Origin of the sequence: Oryzomonas japonica (genome assembly GCF_008802365.1) — a bacterium.
Classification (GTDB): domain Bacteria; phylum Desulfobacterota; class Desulfuromonadia; order Geobacterales; family Pseudopelobacteraceae; genus Oryzomonas; species Oryzomonas japonica.
The window spans coordinates 154629-170061 of the sequence record NZ_VZQZ01000004.1 but is presented as its reverse complement, the minus strand read 5'-3'; the positions used below and the strand labels follow the sequence as shown (position 1 = coordinate 170061).

17 protein-coding genes, 1 tRNA gene and 1 riboswitch are annotated in these 15433 nt (G+C 62.2%); of the genes, 9 read left to right on the top strand and 9 right to left on the bottom strand.

Going from position 1 to position 15433, the window contains the following annotated elements; translation table 11 throughout:
• Positions 1-7: 7 nt before the first annotated feature.
• Positions 8-199: riboswitch (cobalamin riboswitch) on the bottom strand.
• A 143-nt stretch (positions 200-342) separates the two neighbouring features.
• From F6V25_RS08315 to ltaE, 5 genes are all read right to left on the bottom strand, one after another.
• Complete coding sequence (locus F6V25_RS08315) at positions 343-1149, bottom strand: TIGR03915 family putative DNA repair protein (RefSeq protein ID WP_191966133.1); 807 nt, start codon at positions 1147-1149, stop codon at positions 343-345.
• Complete coding sequence (locus F6V25_RS08310; protein WP_151128149.1) at positions 1146-2432, bottom strand: putative DNA modification/repair radical SAM protein; 1287 nt, start codon at positions 2430-2432, stop codon at positions 1146-1148. The genes F6V25_RS08315 and F6V25_RS08310 overlap by 4 nt, the downstream gene beginning before the upstream one ends.
• A gap of 58 nt (positions 2433-2490) precedes the next feature.
• Positions 2491-3171, bottom strand: a complete 681-nt coding sequence (locus F6V25_RS08305) for a metallophosphoesterase family protein (RefSeq protein ID WP_151128148.1) — start codon at positions 3169-3171, stop codon at positions 2491-2493.
• Positions 3168-4496 (bottom strand): glycerate kinase type-2 family protein, encoded by a 1329-nt coding sequence (locus tag F6V25_RS08300; RefSeq protein WP_151128147.1) that lies wholly within the window; start codon positions 4494-4496, stop codon positions 3168-3170. The genes F6V25_RS08305 and F6V25_RS08300 overlap by 4 nt, the downstream gene beginning before the upstream one ends.
• 139 nt (positions 4497-4635) lie before the next feature.
• Positions 4636-5667, bottom strand: coding sequence for a low-specificity L-threonine aldolase (gene ltaE / locus F6V25_RS08295; protein ID WP_218043535.1), 1032 nt, complete (start codon positions 5665-5667; stop codon positions 4636-4638).
• A gap of 306 nt (positions 5668-5973) precedes the next feature.
• Here ltaE and F6V25_RS08290 point away from each other — a divergent pair, with 306 nt between their 5' ends.
• Together F6V25_RS08290 and F6V25_RS08285 are read left to right on the top strand one after the other, a co-directional pair.
• Positions 5974-6279 (top strand): hypothetical protein, encoded by a 306-nt coding sequence (locus F6V25_RS08290; protein WP_151128146.1) that lies wholly within the window; start codon positions 5974-5976, stop codon positions 6277-6279.
• Positions 6280-6331: 52 nt separating this feature from the next.
• Positions 6332-6712, top strand: coding sequence for a tautomerase family protein (locus tag F6V25_RS08285; RefSeq protein ID WP_151128145.1), 381 nt, complete (start codon positions 6332-6334; stop codon positions 6710-6712).
• Between the two features lie 8 nt (positions 6713-6720).
• On the opposite strand, the gene F6V25_RS08280 is transcribed toward F6V25_RS08285, so the two are convergent.
• Entirely contained in the window at positions 6721-7026 is a 306-nt protein-coding gene (locus tag F6V25_RS08280; RefSeq protein WP_151128144.1) for a HigA family addiction module antitoxin, read from the bottom strand.
• Positions 7027-7062: 36 nt separating this feature from the next.
• Positions 7063-8244: a class I SAM-dependent rRNA methyltransferase gene (locus F6V25_RS08275; protein WP_151128143.1), complete on the bottom strand. Its 1182-nt coding sequence runs from the start codon at positions 8242-8244 to the stop codon at positions 7063-7065.
• A gap of 51 nt (positions 8245-8295) precedes the next feature.
• Between F6V25_RS08275 and F6V25_RS08270 the strand changes: the two genes are divergently transcribed.
• The gene (locus tag F6V25_RS08270; protein WP_151128142.1) at positions 8296-9006 is read left to right on the top strand and encodes a hypothetical protein; all 711 of its coding nucleotides are present in this window, start codon (positions 8296-8298) and stop codon (positions 9004-9006) included.
• 6 nt (positions 9007-9012) lie between these two features.
• Here F6V25_RS08270 and F6V25_RS08265 read toward each other — a convergent pair whose 3' ends face one another.
• Positions 9013-9546: a YkgJ family cysteine cluster protein gene (locus F6V25_RS08265; RefSeq protein ID WP_151128141.1), complete on the bottom strand. Its 534-nt coding sequence runs from the start codon at positions 9544-9546 to the stop codon at positions 9013-9015.
• 229 nt (positions 9547-9775) lie between these two features.
• Entirely contained in the window at positions 9776-10762 is a 987-nt protein-coding gene (locus F6V25_RS08260; RefSeq protein ID WP_151128140.1) for an NAD(P)H-quinone oxidoreductase, read from the bottom strand.
• 391 nt (positions 10763-11153) lie between these two features.
• Between F6V25_RS08260 and surE the strand changes: the two genes are divergently transcribed.
• The 6 genes from surE to F6V25_RS08230 all read left to right on the top strand — a co-directional run bounded on the left by surE (position 11154) and on the right by F6V25_RS08230 (position 15423).
• The gene (surE, locus tag F6V25_RS08255) at positions 11154-11903 is read left to right on the top strand and encodes a 5'/3'-nucleotidase SurE (protein WP_151128139.1); all 750 of its coding nucleotides are present in this window, start codon (positions 11154-11156) and stop codon (positions 11901-11903) included.
• 61 nt (positions 11904-11964) lie between these two features.
• Positions 11965-12627: a protein-L-isoaspartate(D-aspartate) O-methyltransferase gene (locus F6V25_RS08250; protein WP_149306230.1), complete on the top strand. Its 663-nt coding sequence runs from the start codon at positions 11965-11967 to the stop codon at positions 12625-12627.
• Between the two features lie 17 nt (positions 12628-12644).
• A complete protein-coding gene (locus F6V25_RS08245; RefSeq protein ID WP_151128138.1) occupies positions 12645-13625 on the top strand; it encodes a sigma-70 family RNA polymerase sigma factor in 981 nt (326 codons plus the stop codon).
• 224 nt (positions 13626-13849) lie between these two features.
• Entirely contained in the window at positions 13850-14365 is a 516-nt protein-coding gene (locus F6V25_RS08240) for an adenine phosphoribosyltransferase (protein ID WP_149306232.1), read from the top strand.
• Between the two features lie 79 nt (positions 14366-14444).
• Positions 14445-14521: transfer RNA gene (locus F6V25_RS08235), tRNA-Arg, on the top strand.
• A gap of 374 nt (positions 14522-14895) precedes the next feature.
• On the top strand, positions 14896-15423 hold the full coding sequence (locus F6V25_RS08230) for a DNA-3-methyladenine glycosylase family protein (protein ID WP_191966132.1): 528 nt from the start codon (positions 14896-14898) through the stop codon (positions 15421-15423).
• Positions 15424-15433 lie beyond the last annotated feature (10 nt).

The following is a 15433-nucleotide window of genomic DNA, read 5'->3' as shown; positions in this document are numbered from 1 at the left end:
GGAATTTTCGAGTGCTGAGATCAGGGCAGGTCTTCTGGCTCGCGATTCATCCTCCGGGCGCCTTCCCGATCTTTCGACCAGTGACGTATAATACCCTTCGTCATCGCTTACAGCGGCGGGTCCGCGGGGGAATGGCTCTTCGAGCTGCACCCCTCTTCCCTATCAAGCCCTTGCGGGCACCGTGATCCGGTATTCGTTTTTTGTCTTTATCGGCTATATTTAGCGCATCATCAATATCACAGCACTATATGATGTGTCAACGGCCATTATTGGAACTATTCTGGTGGAGACACGGACGTCAGAGGCATGCCGGGCGAGAGGAGCCGTGAAGGCGTCACGGCTTCAGGACTCCTCCCCGCCGAACTCAACCAGGTGGGCGCGGAAACGCAACGGCACGAGTTGCTGCTGGAGCCGGGGGTTGTGGCGCTCCGGTATGGCCATGCGCTGGAAGTAGCTGCGCCAGAGGCGGCTGCACACCTCCTCGTCGGCGGTGTAGCCGGGCGGGCTGGTCAATTCCACCTCCCTGACCAACCGCCACGTCTCCCGGTTGAACACCGCCGCCTGCGAGCGGCGCAGGTCGTGGATCATCCAGTCGCGGTCGTTGAGCCGCTCCGTGAAGAAGGGGGCGATGAAGGCGAGGATATCGACCGCCGGCTCGATCCGGGCGTAGAGGAACGTAGTGCCCTTCTCCCCATCTCCCTCACCCCACGAATCCCCCACAGGCCACGCCACCTCCCGGAAACGCACGAACCCGGTGAACCTGTGGGCCTCGTGGGAGACCGCGCGGGCCAGCCGGTTCACCGTGCAGACCGGCTCCTGGGCCAGCATGCGCTCCAGACGTTTTCCCTGTTTCAACCCCGCAAGCACATAGCGCCACAGCAGCTCCTCCACCCCGGCCGCCTCGCTGTGAAAGGCGTAGCGCAGGGTGGCAAAGGCATCCCGGGATACCGCTGTGACAAACCGCTCCCGGAAGCGGAGCGCCGTTTCCCGCTCCGTGACCACATCGCGGGGGACGCCCGCGAACAGCCCCGCCCCGCTCTCGGCCCCCGGCCGCAGGAACTCCGCCTCCCCGCCCCCGGATTCGAGGCACAGAGCCAGGGCGCAGAGGAACCCCTCCAGGGTCCCGTCGTAGCGGTAGCACGCGGTCACAACTCCCCCGTCAGGGCCGAGGCGTCGGGGGTCTCCGGAAACAGTTCCAGTTGATCCAATCGGGCCGGACGCCGCTCCGGCGCCAGAAGCCGCGCCACCAGGGTGGCCCCGTCCAGGCGGATTCCCCCCAGGTAGCGGCCGCCGGCGGTCAGGAAATAGCGCGCCCGCTTGAGCACTACACCCAACCGCTTCAACTCCGCCTCCCCCAGCCGGGCATGGCGGCGGGCGGCGACGATGCGCTGGGCCGAGCGCACGCCGATGCCCGGCACCCGGAGCAGCACCTCGTACTCGACGCTGTTCACCTCCACCGGGAACAGGCCCAGGTGGCGCACGGCCCAGTCGCTCTTGGGATCGAAACGCATGTCCAGGTTGGGGCGTTCCTCGTCCAGCAGCTCGTGGGCGGCAAAGCCGTAGAAACGCAGCAGCCAGTCGGCCTGGTACAGGCGATGTTCCCGCAACAGTGGCGGCGTGGGGAGCGCCGGCAGGCGACGGTCGCTGGAGCCGGGCACAAAGGCCGAGTAGTAGACCCGCCGCATGTCCAGGCGGCGGTAGAGCCCCTCCGCCAGGGTGACGATCTCCCGGTCGCTCTCGGGGGTGGCCCCCACGATCAACTGGGTGCTCTGTCCGGCCGGGGCGAACTGCGGCGCCGTGCGGGATTTCTTGCGCTCTTCGCGGGCCGAGGCGATGAGGCCGCTCACCTGGCGCATGGGGGCGATCACCGACTCCCGCGGCTTGTCCGGCGCCAGAAGCGCCAGGCTCTGGCGGGTGGGGAGCTCGATATTGACGCTGACCCGGTCGGCGTAGCGACCCGCCTCGGCCACCAGCAGCGGGTCGGCCCCCGGCACGATCTTGAGGTGGACATAGCCGTTGAAACGCTCCTCGTCCCGCAGCTTGCGCACCACCGCGATCAACTGCTCCATGGTGTGGTCGGCGGAGCGGGTGACGCCGGTGCTGAGGAACAGCCCCTCGATGTAGTTGCGGCGGTAGAAATCCATGGTCAGCCGCACCACCTCCGCCGGGGTGAAGGCGGCCCGGGGGATGTCGTTGCTGCGGCGGTTGACGCAGTAGGCGCAGTCGTAGATGCAGGCGTTGGTGAGCAGGATCTTGAGGAGGGAGATGCAGCGGCCGTCGGCGGTCCAGGTGTGGCAGATCCCGGCGACGGCGGTGCTCCCCACCCCGCCGGGCGCGCCCCGGCGGTTGCTGCCGCTGGAGGAGCAGGAAACATCGTATTTGGCGCTGTCGGCCAGTATTTCCAGGCGTTGTTCGAAAGTCCGATTGTTCATGGGGGCCCCGCATTCGTTGTGCGGAGGAGTATGGTGGAGAAGTACGACAGGATATGTCCTATTGGTCGATGTTTTCCTGAAAGACCACCCGCATGCTGTTCAGCTCCAGGGCCGCCAGGTATCCCATGTCGGGAAACCGGGCGGTGACGCAGCCGTTGTCCAGCATGATCTTGTCGCTTTTCAGGGAGGCCTCCAGCCGCTGGCGTGTGACCATGGTATGGCCGCAGATGAGCCGCCTGCCGCCGATGCGCTGCCGTTCCACCACGTCGGAGCGGGTCCAGAGCATGGCCTCGGTATCGTCCAGGGGTCCGAAGGGAGGCTCCCGGTCGAAGTTGAGCCCGGCATGGACGATGACGAAGTGGTCCAGCAGGATATAAGGGGGAAGGGAGCCGAGATACTGGAGGTAGCGGTGGGGAATGTCCCCCGGACCGTCGGCCAGGAAACTGGCCAGGGTGGTCAGGCCGCCGTTGGAGGTCCACATATCCATGGCCGGCCGGCCGTAGGGGGCGCGCAGGCACATCTCCTCGTGGTTCCCCTGCACCGAGGCCACGTTGTAACCGGCGGCGGTCAGTTCGAAGATAAAGTCCAGCACCCCCTTGCTGTCCGGTCCCCGGTCGATCAGGTCTCCCAGCAGGTAGAGGGTGTCGCTGGGGGTAAGGCGGACCCCCCTGATGACCAGCTCCCGCAGGGTGCGGGCGCAGCCGTGCACGTCGCCGATGACGAAAACGCGGCGGCTCATGGCGTCACGCTCCCGGCGGTGATGAGAACCAGTTGCAGATCCATCACATTGGTCCCGGTCGGCCCGCATTTCAGCAGTGCGCCGCAGGCATCCAGCAACGGGTAGGCGTCGTTGTCCGCAAGGCTGGCCACGGGGTCCAGACCCGCCCGCCGGGCCAGGGGGACGGTATCACCATCCACGATCGCCCCGGCCGCGTCGGTCGGCCCGTCGATGCCGTCCGTACCGGCGGACAGGAGGGTGATGCCCGGCGTACCGGCGACCTCCAGGGCAAAGGCCAGGGCCAGCTCTTGATTGCGCCCTCCCCTGCCCGTTCCCCGCACCGTGACCGTGGTCTCGCCGCCGCTCACCAGGCAGACCCGCTGCCTCGCCGGCAGGTTCGCCCGGCAGCGCAGCGCCTCGTGGGCCAGTCGCCGGCCCGCCTCCCGCGCCTCACCGGCCACGATCTCTTCCGAAATGTTCACCTCCAACCCCAGGGCCTGGGCGGTCCCGGCGGCAGCGGAGAGGGCGTCCCGGTTGCGCGCCGCGATAACACTCTCCACCCGGTCAAAGAGTGGGTCACCCGGCTTGGGGGTCTCGGCCACCATCCCGGCGTTCCCCTGCTCCAGGCGCAGGCGGACGGCCGGGGGCACCCGGGCCGTGAGGCCGAAGCGTTCCAACACCCCCAGGGCATCGCCAAAGGTGGTCGGGTCGGCCACGGCCGGGCCGGAGGCGATCACGTCCAATCGGTCCCCCGGCACGTCCGAGATCATGAGGGCCATGACCCGGGCCGGGAAGGCCAGGCGGGCCAACTGCCCCCCCTTGACGGCGGAGAGGTGCTTGCGCACGCAGTTCAACTCAAAGATATCGGCCCCTGCCGCCATGAGGAGCTGGGCCGTGGTCCGCTTCTCCTCCAGGGTGATCCCCTCGGCCGGGGCCGCCAGCAGGGCCGAGCCGCCGCCGGAGATCAAAAGGAGGAGCAGGTCGCGCTCGCCGCAGGTGTGGGCCTGGGCCATGATGCGCCGGGCCGCCGCCTCCCCGGCGCTGTCCGGGTGGGGATGGCCGGCGAAGGCGACCTCCATGGTTTCCAGTTCCCCTTTTTTAAGGGGAGGAGTGCCGTGGGGGGCGATCACCAGCCCGGAGGAGATGAGGTCCCCCAACCGTTCCTGGGCGGCCAGGGCCATGGGGATGGCCGCCTTGCCGAAACCGGCCACCACGAGGCGTTGGAGCCCCTCGTTGCGCAGGCGCTCCCCCACCCGATCCAGGTGCGGGGCTAGGGCCGCACCCGGCTCCACCGCCCCCAGGGCGGCCTTGAAGATGGTGTGCAGGGTATGTCCGTCCGTTTCCATCACGGGCAGAACGGTCCTTCGCATACGGTCTGGGTCGGCTTGCGCCGGTCGCCGGGGGTATCCCCCCGGCGTTTTTCACTCCCCTTTATCATGGCGATATCCTTTCTATCAGCTGCCGGAAAGCAGCCAAGACGAGCGATCACCCCCGGCTGAAATACTGCTTCACGGCACGGACAAGGGCGTCCATGTCCGTTACCGTCACATCCAGGTGGGTGACCAGGCGGGTCGTGGGGGTCACCTGCACCAGTATCCCTCGCTCGGCCAGGTATGCCTGCAACGGCGCGCACGCCTCTTCCGGGAACCGGGCGAACACCATGTTGGTGTCCTGCCCCGTTACCGTGACCTGGTCGACGGCCCCGAGCCCCCTGGCCAGATGCTCGGCATTGGCGTGGTCCTGGGCCAGCCGGTCGAAGTGATAGTCCAGGGCGTACAGGCATGCCGCGGCCAGAAAACCGGCCTGGCGCATGCCGCCCCCCAGTACCTTGCGCCAGCGGTGGGCGCGCTCGATGAAGCCGCGCGAGCCGACCAGCACCGATCCCACCGGCGCCCCCAGCCCCTTGGAAAAGCAGATGGATACGGAATCGAAGGGCGCGCACGCCTGGGCCAGGGTTTCATGCCGGGCCACCGCGGCATTGCAGACCCGCGCCCCGTCCAGGTGGATAGCAAGGCCACGGTCACGGGCCAGGGCAGCGGCTTCGCGTATATAATCCGCCGGGAGCACCTGGCCGTTGAAGGTGTCCTCCAACGCCAGAAGCCGGGTGCGGGCAAAGTGCACCCCCATACCGGGACCGTGATGTTTGATGGCCGCCGCCACCTTGTCCAGCGGCAGGGTGCCGTCGGCCGCGTTCTCGATGGGCTGGGGCACGATGGAGCCGAGCACCGCCGCGCCGCCCCCCTCGTATTTGTAGGTATGGGCCACCTGGCCCACGATATACTCGTCGCCCCGTTCACAATGGGCCATCAACGCCGCCAGGTTGCTCTGGGTGCCGCTGGGCAGAAACAGGGCCGCCTCCTTGCCGCTCCGTTCCGCCACCACGTCTTGTAGCCTGTTGACCGTGGGGTCGTCCCCCCACACGTCGTCCCCCACCTGCGCATCCATCATGGCGGCCCGCATCCCAGGCCCGGGCCGGGTCACGGTGTCGCTACGCAGGTCGATGATATGTCCGGTCATGGATGATCTCCTTGTAAATAAGGTTATACGACCATTGACTGGAGTGCAAGCCGGTATGTGGGGATAGGTTGCCAAAGCGGGTGGTGCGTCGATGGCTCAGACAGGATAAATTGTTCGTGGCGGCTCTAATAATTGCGATATACTCTTTCGATAGAAAGCGGTATATGGTTCCAGAGTGGCTTGTCGAGTAATCAATGTAACATGGTCATATCTAAGGCGGGGATGGTCATTTAGTGAACACCGTCCATGATATACTGTGGATTATGGGTAGTCTAATTACCGGTTATGCCAAAAAAGAGATGAATAATGATTTTCAAGTCTAAATTACAGGCATTCGCAATTGTCGTATGGATACTGGCGGTTAGTGTGGTGACGTATGGAGCATATGATCAATACAAACAGGCTAATAAAAAGCCACCTAATGCTATAGAAGAGAAAAAACATATAATCGAAGGCTACTTACAAGCGATGGGAATTACAACAGGAGTATGTTTATTGGCTTGGGGGCTTCCTGTTTTGCCAGGATTGGGGCAACGGCTCTTTTCGGGACAGCCGATGAGATCATTTGAAGTTTGCAATCCAAGAAAAAAACGCAAAAAAAGGAGCCTGTAAAAAAGATTGTGTAAATGGCCAAAATCGGTTGAAATCCCCAAAGGAGCTCCCCATGCCTCTCGTCACCCTCACCGTCCGCAAACCCAAATCCAGCGAGTTCAAATCAACGGTGCTCGACCTGGTCCACGCCGCGCTCGTTTCCTCGGGCGTTCCTGAATCGGACCGGTTCCAGCGGGTTCTGGAACTGGACGCGGAGGATTTCCTCTTTGACCCGAGCTATCCCGATCTGAAAACCGAGCGCAACGACGACTTCGTCCTCATCGAAATCCTCTGGTCCGTGGGGCGCAGCGTGAAGGTGAAGAAGAAGCTCCTTGCCGAACTGATGGCAAGCCTGGAACATGCCAGGGTACACCCGGAGAATGTGATGGTCTGCTTCAAGGAAACAACGTGGGGAAACTGGTCATTCGGCGGGGGGCGGTTGATTCATGTGTGATTTTGCATCTACGCCGCAAGCGGAAGTGAATGCACCTCTTTATCAAGCCTGTCCTCCAAAGCTTCCAACGCCACTTCCATGTCATAATGCGTCTGGAGATTCAGCCAAAATTGCGCCTCCATGTTGAAAAAGCGTCCCAAGCGGAGCGCGGTGTCGGCGGTTATTGCCCGCCTGCCATGGACGATTTCATTGATGCGACACGGGGTCACGCTGATGTCTTTGGCCAACCGGTACTGACTGACCCCCAGGGGCTCCAAAAACTCCGCCAATAGGATTTCACCGGGATGGATAGGTGGAAAATCGCGCTTTGTCATACTGTCACCTCTCAAATATCTCGTCAAAAACATCCCCTACCCCACCGCCTGCAACACGAAACACTTGAGGTACTCCGACTCCGGGAAGGAGAGCAGAACCGGGTGGTCCGGGGCCTGGGCGCGGGCCGAGACCAGGCGCACCTCGCGTTTGGCCAGGCGGGCGGCCTGGGTCAGCAGGTCGCGGAACGGCTCCCTCCCCATGTGGAAGGAGCAGGAGCAGGTGATCAGGTAGCCGCCCGGTTCCAGCAACTCCAGGGCGCGGCGGTTGACGGTGAGATACCCCTTGGTGGCCTCGGCGATGTTCTTGCGGCTCTTCACAAAGGCGGGCGGGTCCATGACCACCACCCCGAAACGCCGCCCCTCGTGGTGCAGGGAGCGGAGGCGTTCGAAGGCGTCGCACTCCTCAAAGGTCGCCCGGCCGGTCAGTCCGTTCAGCTCCGCGTTGCGGGCGGCCTGGGCCACGGCCCGGGCCGAGATATCGATCCCCAAGGCCGACGCCGCGCCGAAGGAGGCGGCATGCACGGCCCAGCTCCCGGTGTAGCAGAAGCAGTCCAGCACCGCCTTCCCTGCGCTGATACCCTTGAGCAGCAGGTGGTTCTCCTTCTGGTCCAGGAAGCCGCCGGTCTTCTGCCCCTCCCGCAGGTTCACCTGGAAGCGGAGGCCGTTCTCCTCCATCTCCACCAGGTCGGGGATCTCCCCCGCCAGCAGTTCCACCCGTTCCTCCAGCCCTTCAAGCTGCCGCACCCCCACGTCGTTTCTGGCGATAATCCCGGCCGGGGCAAAGACCCGCTGCAGCGCTTCCACTACCAGTTCCCGGCGCACGTCCATGCCGGCGGAGAGGAACTGCACCGACAGGTGGTCGCCGTATTTGTCCACCACCAGGCCGGGGAGGAAATCGCTCTCCCCGTACACGGCACGGAAGGTGGCCATCCCGGGGTAGAGAGCCCGGCGGTGGGCCAGGGCGGCGGCCACGCGCTGTTCGTAGAATTCGGGCTGGTCCAGGTCCGCCTGCCGGCGCGAGAGAAGGCGGAAGGCGATGAGGGAGCGGGAGTTGTAATGGCCGCAGCCGATGAAACCGCCGCCGGCGTCGTACAGTTCCGCCGCAGCGCCGGGGGCCGCGCCCTTGTCGGACACCTCGCGGATCTCGTTGCTGAACACCCAGGGGTGGCCGGACTTGATGCGTTTGTCCTCGTTCTTATTCAAAACAATGCGAATCATAAGGTATCCTTGGTTGAGATTGGCAATTGCCGCCGAAAGGGGCGCGGCCGCTTGACAGCCTGTCGTTTGTACACCATTATTGATGATAAATCAGCACTTATCGGCGATACGCCGGAAAGGCAGGACGGCATGAACGGCGTATGCGCCCCCGGTTTCGACCGGCTGTTGGATTTCATGGAAACAGGATGGCAGGGGGACGGCACCGAGATCATCTACGGGATTTGGCCCGATTTCAGGCTGGCGTACTTCAACGAGGGGTGGGTGCGCTTTGCCCGGGAAAACGGCGGCGCCCCATGGCTCATGTCCCCGGAGTGCCTCGGCAGGTCGGTGCTGGATGTCACCACCCCGGAGTTGCGCCCCTTCTACCGCGAACTTTTCACCAGGGCCATTACCACCGTAACGGCCCGCCCCTACAGCATCAGCCACGAGTACGAGTGTTCAAGCGCCGAAGTCTACCGGAAATTCGCCATGCTCCTCTTTCGGCTGGAGGGGGGCCAGGGCCTGTTGATTGCCAACTCCCTGGTGGTGGAGATGCCCCACGCGGTCCGGGGCACCGTGCCGGTGGAACCGGGCGCCGGTTCGGTCCCCTACCACAACGAACACGAGTTGGTCATCCAGTGCGCCGCCTGCCGCCGCATCAGGCACCAGCAACTCGAAGGCCGCTGGGACTGGATTCCCGCGTGGGTCAGCCAGCCGCCGGAGCGGACCAGCCACGGCCTGTGCGACCTGTGCATGAGTTACTATTACCCGGCAAAGGTGTAAAACAGGTCAACGGGGATCGGTGCGTTTCAAGAGCGCCTCGACGATGGTGAGCCGTTCGGGCGTATCCAGGGAGTCGGACTGGGACAGGAAGAGCGCATTGACCGCCACCAGGAGCGAGTTGAGGTTATCCAGGTCGATGATCACGGAACCGGGGAGCGATTCGCTCTCGGTCAGATTGAGGGGGCAGTAGTCGATGCGCCGCTCCTGCCCCGTGCCGTAGATAATGGGGAGGCCGTGGGTGCGGCAGACCACCGGACGGGCGGCGTACAGCAGGCAGCGGTGATTGCGGAGCAGCGGGCACCGCTCATCCTCCGCGTGTTCGGCCACGTAGCGTCGGATCTCCTCCGCCTCCTCCTCGGGCAGCGCTTCCAGGGCCGCGGCCAGCGAGGCCGCCTCCACCGGAAAGAGGTTGATGGACGTGCAGCAGTCGCTACACCCCTCGGAGCAGGTGATCTGCTCCCCCAGGGCGTCCACGATGCCGCGGCAGAGGGCGTCGATGCGCGCGATCAATTGGCGGTAGTTGTGTAAGAGATCATCCATAGGCAATGAGGTACCACATCCTTTGAAAAATAAAAAGGGCTGTTGGCCTGAATCCCTGGCGCCTGAACGGCGGATCGAGCGACATGCCGGGGTCCATCGCCGCCCATGAAATACCAACCAGCCAGTGTCGTGGGTCCTCCGCCGGGGAGCAGATGCGGCCGACAACGCCAGGACAGAGGCATACGAGCGAGAGGAGCCGCGAGGGCGCCACGGATTCAGGCCAACGGCGCTACTGGATCTTCAGTACGATCTTGCCGAAGTGCTTGTCCTCTTCCATCATGCGGTGGGCATCCACCACTTGGTCGATGGTGAAGACCTTCTCGATGATCGGCACAATGGTGCGGTCGGCGAACTTTGGCAGGGCACGGCGGGTGAACTCGGCCACGATCTCCCCCTTTTCCGCAACCGGCCTAGACCGGAGCACCGAACCGATGATCTGCTGCCGCTTCACCATCATCAGGGCCAGGTTGAGCTCGGCCTTGATGCCGCTGACCACCCCGATGATCACCAGACGCCCCTTGTAGGCCAGGGAGTTCATGTTGGGCGCCAGGTACTTGGCCCCCACGTGGTCCAGGATCAGGTCCACACCCTTCTTGTTGGTGTACTCCTTCACCACCTCGGTAAAATCCGGGGTCTCCCGGAAATTGATCAGGAAATCCGCGCCCACCTGACGCACCCGCTCCATCTTCTCCGGCGATGCGGTCACGATCAGCTTGCTGGCCGGGGCAAGGGCCCGGCAGAGCTGGATGGCCGCCGTGTTGACGCCGCCGCCCCCGCCGTGCAGGATGGCGGTCTGCCGGTCCTGGAACTCGCCGATCATGAAGACGTTCAGAAACGCGGTGATGTAGGACTCGCAGATGCAGGCCGCCTCCTCGAAGGACATGGACTCCGGGATGGGCATCAGGTGGCAGGCATAGGCCACGGCGTACTCGGCATATCCGCCCCCGCCCACCAGGGACACGACCCGCTGCCCCTTCTGCCAGCCGGTGACGCCCGTTCCCAACTCCTCCACCGTGCCTGCGACCTCCAGGCCCAGAATTTCCGAATCCCCCGGCGGCGGCGGATATTTCCCCTCGCGCTGCACCAGGTCGGGACGGTTGATGCTGGTGGCATGCACCTTGATCAGCACCTGCCCCTCGCCCGGGACCGGGCGTTCCACCTCGCCCACCTTGAGCACCTCCACACCGCCGAAACCTTCCATCAAAACCGCTTTCATAGCCCTAACCTCCCGATATGCGTATGGATGTCCCATCCTTCAAAACCATGTTTGCTTCCGAATGTACCCAGTTAGGATTATTTTGTAAACACAAAAACGTGGACCGGGTTCGTCACGGCAGGCCTGAACCCGTGGCGCCCGAACGGCGAAGCGAGCGACATGCCGGGGTCAAACGTCGCCCATGAATGGCAATATCTCCCGTGCTGTTCGTCCTCCGCCCTGGAAGAGATATGGCCGACCACGCAGGACAGAGGCATGGGAGCGAACGAAGCCGCGAGGGCGTCACCGGTTCAGGCGCGGCTTCCGGCGCGGGCAATCCACACCTTGATTTATGCCCCGTTTCTGTGCGATAACTATTTGGTCTCGCAACACGCCACACAGGATCTATTCCATGCACATCATGGTCACAAACGACGACGGTATCAACGCTCCCGGCATCATCGCCCTGGCTGCGGCCTTGGGCGAACTGGGGACCGTGACGGTCGTCGCCCCGGATCGTGAGCAGAGCGCCGTCGGCCACTCCCTCACTCTGCACGCGCCGCTGCGGGTCTTCGAACTGCGCAAGGGGTTCTACGCCGTGGACGGCACCCCCACCGACTGCGTCAACATGGGTATCCACAGCCTGCTCCCCCATCGCCCCGACCTGGTGGTCTCCGGCATCAACCACGGCGCCAACCTGGGGGACGACGTGACCTATTCGGGCACGGTAGCGGCCGCCATGGAGGCCAACCTCATGGGCATCCCGGCCATCGCCGTCTCCCTGGCCACCCTTGCCTTCGAACGCCAAGGGCACTTCGACAACGCCGCCCGGGTGGCCCTGGGCATCGCCCGCCAGGTCACGGCCAACGGCCTGCCGGCCGATACCTTCCTCAACGTCAACATCCCCAACTGCCCGGCCGAAGAGATGCAGCCCACCCTCATCACCCGCCAAGGCAAACGCTCCTTCGTGGGCACGATCATCGACAAGACCGACCCCCGGGGGCGCAAATACTACTGGATCGGTAGTGTGGAGCCGGCATTCAACGACGAAGAGGGGACCGACTTCCATGCCGTCAACCGCAAGCACGTATCCGTCACGCCGCTCCATCTGGACCTGACCAACCACGACTCCATGAAGGTTCTTTCCCAATGGCCCCTGTGACGCGACTGGACATACCCACCCGCCTTTGGTATAGTGCCGCCTTCTTACGGGGCGCACAACCATGAACTACGATATCGCCAGAAAACGGATGGTCCAGGAGCAACTCATCGCGCGCGGCATCGACGACCGCCGGGTCATCGACGCCATGCTCAAGATCCCGCGCCACATCTTCGTCCAAGAGGCCTTCGCCGCCCAGGCCTACAGTGACAACCCCCTGCCCATCGGCGAAAAGCAGACCATCTCCCAGCCCTTCATGGTGGCCCTGATGACCGAACTCCTGGCCCTGACCGGCACGGAGAAGGTGCTGGAGATCGGCACCGGTTCCGGCTACCAGACCGCCATCCTGGCGACCCTGGCCGACCGTGTCTGCACCGCCGAACGCATCCGCCCCCTGGCCATGCGGGCCAGAAAATGCCTGGATTCCCTCGGACTTTTCAATGTAAAATTAAAAATTAACGACAGTCACGACAGCCCCATCGGCTGGGAGGAAGAGGCCCCCTTCGACGCCATCATGGTGACGGCCGGGGCTCCCGACGTGCCGAGCGTGCTCACCGACCAGTTGGCCGTGGGGGGCAGGTTGGTGATCCCGGTGGGAAATGAGATCGAGCAGCGCCTGTTAAGAATCGTGAAGGAGCCGGACGGCACCCTGGTGACCGAATCATCGGTCGGCTGCCGGTTCGTCCCCCTGATCGGACGACAAGGATGGCAGATAGAGCGCACGTAAAAGAGCGAGGGGCGACCATGCAACGTGACCACCTTCTGGATATTGAAAGTAGCGCCTTCCTGGAAAAAGAGCCCACGGTCAGTGTGACCCTGGCTCTGGACGATGTGGACGAGCCGCAGGTATTCCCGGACGACGAGGCGGCCGACGAAGAAGAGGAGGCGGTTGAAGAGAAGCTCCCCCCGGAAGAGCTGGAAAGCTTCGACGACGCCATCAAGATCTACCTGCGGGACATCCAGCGCACCCCCCTGCTGACCGCCGAGGCGGAGAAGGCGTTGGCCCGCAGCATCGAAAAGGGCGACAAGGCCGCCCGGGACAAGATGATCGAGTCCAACCTGCGGCTGGTGGTCAAGATCGCCAAACGCTACATCAACCGCGGCCTCCCCTTCCTGGACCTGATCGAGGAGGGAAACCTCGGGTTGATCAAGGCGGTGGAACGGTTCAACCTGGCCAAGGAGTGCCGCTTCTCCACCTACGCCACCTGGTGGATCCGCCAGGCCATCGAACGTTCCCTGGTCAACCAGTCACGGACGATCCGCCTGCCGGTACATGTCTCCGACGACATCAACCGCATGCTCAAGGTCACCCGCGCCCTCTCCCAGACCCTGCAACGGGAGCCGTCCGTCCAGGAGGTGGCCGACGCCATGAAGGCCAAGGTGGCCTACACCCGCCGGCTCATGACCCTGCTGCGGCGCACCTGTTCCATGGAGACCCCCATCGGGGACGGCAACGACTTCTTCCTCATCGACACCATCGAGGACAACTCCCTGGTGTCGCCGTCGGACCTGCTGGAGAACGTCAACCGCTTCGAGCTGATCTCCCGCCTCTTCGAGGATCTGACCGAAAGCGAGCAGAAGATCCTGACCCTGCGCTTCGGCCTGGACGACAAGGAGCCCCAGACCCTGGACACCATCGGTCAGAGTTTCGGCGTCACCCGGGAGCGCATCCGCCAGATCGAGGCCAAGTGTCTGGAAAAACTGCGCAAGCTCTCGGAGAGCTGAGACCTGGAGAAAAGAAAAAGGCTGACATCTGCCACAGAGACACGGAGACACAGAGGTCCACAGAGAAAGCAAAAAACTTTTGGATAAAAGTACCATTCCAACCAGATATTTTTGGAGTTTCTTGGATTTTACCCCTCTCTCCGTGGCAGATGTTTTTCCCGGATAAACCGTTTGGCACTACGCACACGTAGCGAATTTACCTACCGATAAGGAGCACAAACCTGATGGACGAGTTGAAGAGCATCATCCGCGACATCCACGACTTTCCCAAGAAGGGGATCGTCTTCAAGGATATCACCACCCTGCTGCAGGACGCCAAATCCTATCACCGCATGATCGACCTGCTGTCCCACCACTACATCGGCAAGCACGTGGACAAGGTGATCGGCGTGGAGGCCCGCGGTTTCATCATCGGTTCGGCCCTGGCCTACAAACTGGGGGCCGGCATCGTGCTGGTGCGCAAACCGGGCAAGCTCCCCTCGGAGACCTTCAGCAAGACCTATGCCCTGGAATACGGCACCGACACCCTGGAGATCCACAAGGACGCCATCAAGCCGGGCGAGCGCATCCTGATCGCCGACGACCTGTTGGCCACCGGCGGCACCATGGCCGCAGTAGTGGATCTGGTGCAGAGCATGGGGGGGGAGTTGGTTGATTGCTGCTTCATGGCCGAGTTGGAATTCCTGGAAGGGCGTAAAAGACTGCCCGAGGGCAAGGTTTTCTCGCTGCTCAAGTTTTAGGGGCAGTACGGGACACCGGACGAGCGTTTTGCTTGAAACCGGGGCGTAACTCTGCTATAAAAGTTCTTTATTTCTATCTGTCCCCGTAGCTCAGCAGGATAGAGCACTTCCCTCCTAAGGAAGGGGTCGGACGTTCGAATCGTCTCGGGGACGCCAATAAAATAAGGCACTTACATTGATTTGTAGGTGCCTTTGTTTTTGTTATTTATAAAAACGTTGCCGCTTTGTTGCCGTTAATTGCACAGCTTTTGCATAAGAGACTGTAGCCTTTTGGGGCTGTTGTGGCCGTAATAGAAGGGATGATATGGGGTGCTTCTGGTAAATGCTCTGGTTGTCAAATTTGGCAGCTTAACCCCTCTTTTGTGAAGATAGTAGTATGTCTCATGGCAGTCCCCCACGGTTTCAAGTCTCTTCCATTGCAAAGATTGTCAAATAATCGTATTGTTACGCGCTGACTCTCCATGATTTCAGAGGCGTAATTGATGGTTTGCCAGAATTCCCCCGTAAAAGTTCTGTCTGCTGATCCGATCATGCGTAAACTGATTGGCGCACATGATCCCCCACGAATCGGACAAAATCCGGTTTTCTTTTCTCTGGTGCGGGCGGTAATCAGTCAACAGTTATCAGAAGCCGCAGCGTCAACAATCTTCAAGAGGTTGTGCGCCATTGCGGAAATTACCCCTGATGCTCTTATTGCTCTGGATCTGGAGTCTATAAGGAAGTGCGGTATCAGTTCTTCAAAGGTCGGTTACATCAAAGGAATATCTCAAGCTGCATTAGATGGAACACTGAATGATATAGAAACGCTCTCAGATGATGAAGCTATTAAGGCAATGGTCAAGCTGAAGGGGGTTGGTCGCTGGACTGCGGAGATGATTCTTATCTTCGCTTTGGGCAGAGAAGATGTTTGGCCTTGCGATGATGCAGGACTATTGAGGTCAGCAAACAGGCTGTATGGAATTCAAGGTGTTAGTGAATTTATGGCTCTTGGAGAGAGATTCATACCTTTCAGGACGCATGCGGCATGGTATTTATGGAGCATATTAGATAGCAAATAGGGGGCAAGAT

Bases quoted from the DNA above. Each gene is read 5' to 3' on its own strand.
- F6V25_RS08275 (WP_151128143.1), bottom strand. From the start codon at position 8,244: ATGATTCGCATTGTTTTGAATAAGAACGAGGACAAACGCATCAAGTCC.
- F6V25_RS08300 (WP_151128147.1), bottom strand. From the start codon at position 4,496: ATGGAAACGGACGGACATACCCTGCACACCATCTTCAAGGCCGCCCTG.
- F6V25_RS08265 (WP_151128141.1), bottom strand. From the start codon at position 9,546: ATGGATGATCTCTTACACAACTACCGCCAATTGATCGCGCGCATCGAC.
- F6V25_RS08305 (WP_151128148.1), bottom strand. From the start codon at position 3,171: ATGAGCCGCCGCGTTTTCGTCATCGGCGACGTGCACGGCTGCGCCCGC.
- ltaE (WP_218043535.1), bottom strand. From the start codon at position 5,667: ATGACCGGACATATCATCGACCTGCGTAGCGACACCGTGACCCGGCCC.
- surE (WP_151128139.1), top strand. From the start codon at position 11,154: ATGCACATCATGGTCACAAACGACGACGGTATCAACGCTCCCGGCATC.
- F6V25_RS08250 (WP_149306230.1), top strand. From the start codon at position 11,965: ATGAACTACGATATCGCCAGAAAACGGATGGTCCAGGAGCAACTCATC.
- F6V25_RS08260 (WP_151128140.1), bottom strand. From the start codon at position 10,762: ATGAAAGCGGTTTTGATGGAAGGTTTCGGCGGTGTGGAGGTGCTCAAG.
- F6V25_RS08245 (WP_151128138.1), top strand. From the start codon at position 12,645: ATGCAACGTGACCACCTTCTGGATATTGAAAGTAGCGCCTTCCTGGAA.
- F6V25_RS08280 (WP_151128144.1), bottom strand. From the start codon at position 7,026: ATGACAAAGCGCGATTTTCCACCTATCCATCCCGGTGAAATCCTATTG.
- F6V25_RS08290 (WP_151128146.1), top strand. From the start codon at position 5,974: ATGATTTTCAAGTCTAAATTACAGGCATTCGCAATTGTCGTATGGATA.
- F6V25_RS08310 (WP_151128149.1), bottom strand. From the start codon at position 2,432: ATGAACAATCGGACTTTCGAACAACGCCTGGAAATACTGGCCGACAGC.
- F6V25_RS08240 (WP_149306232.1), top strand. From the start codon at position 13,850: ATGGACGAGTTGAAGAGCATCATCCGCGACATCCACGACTTTCCCAAG.
- F6V25_RS08230 (WP_191966132.1), top strand. From the start codon at position 14,896: ATGCGTAAACTGATTGGCGCACATGATCCCCCACGAATCGGACAAAAT.
- F6V25_RS08285 (WP_151128145.1), top strand. From the start codon at position 6,332: ATGCCTCTCGTCACCCTCACCGTCCGCAAACCCAAATCCAGCGAGTTC.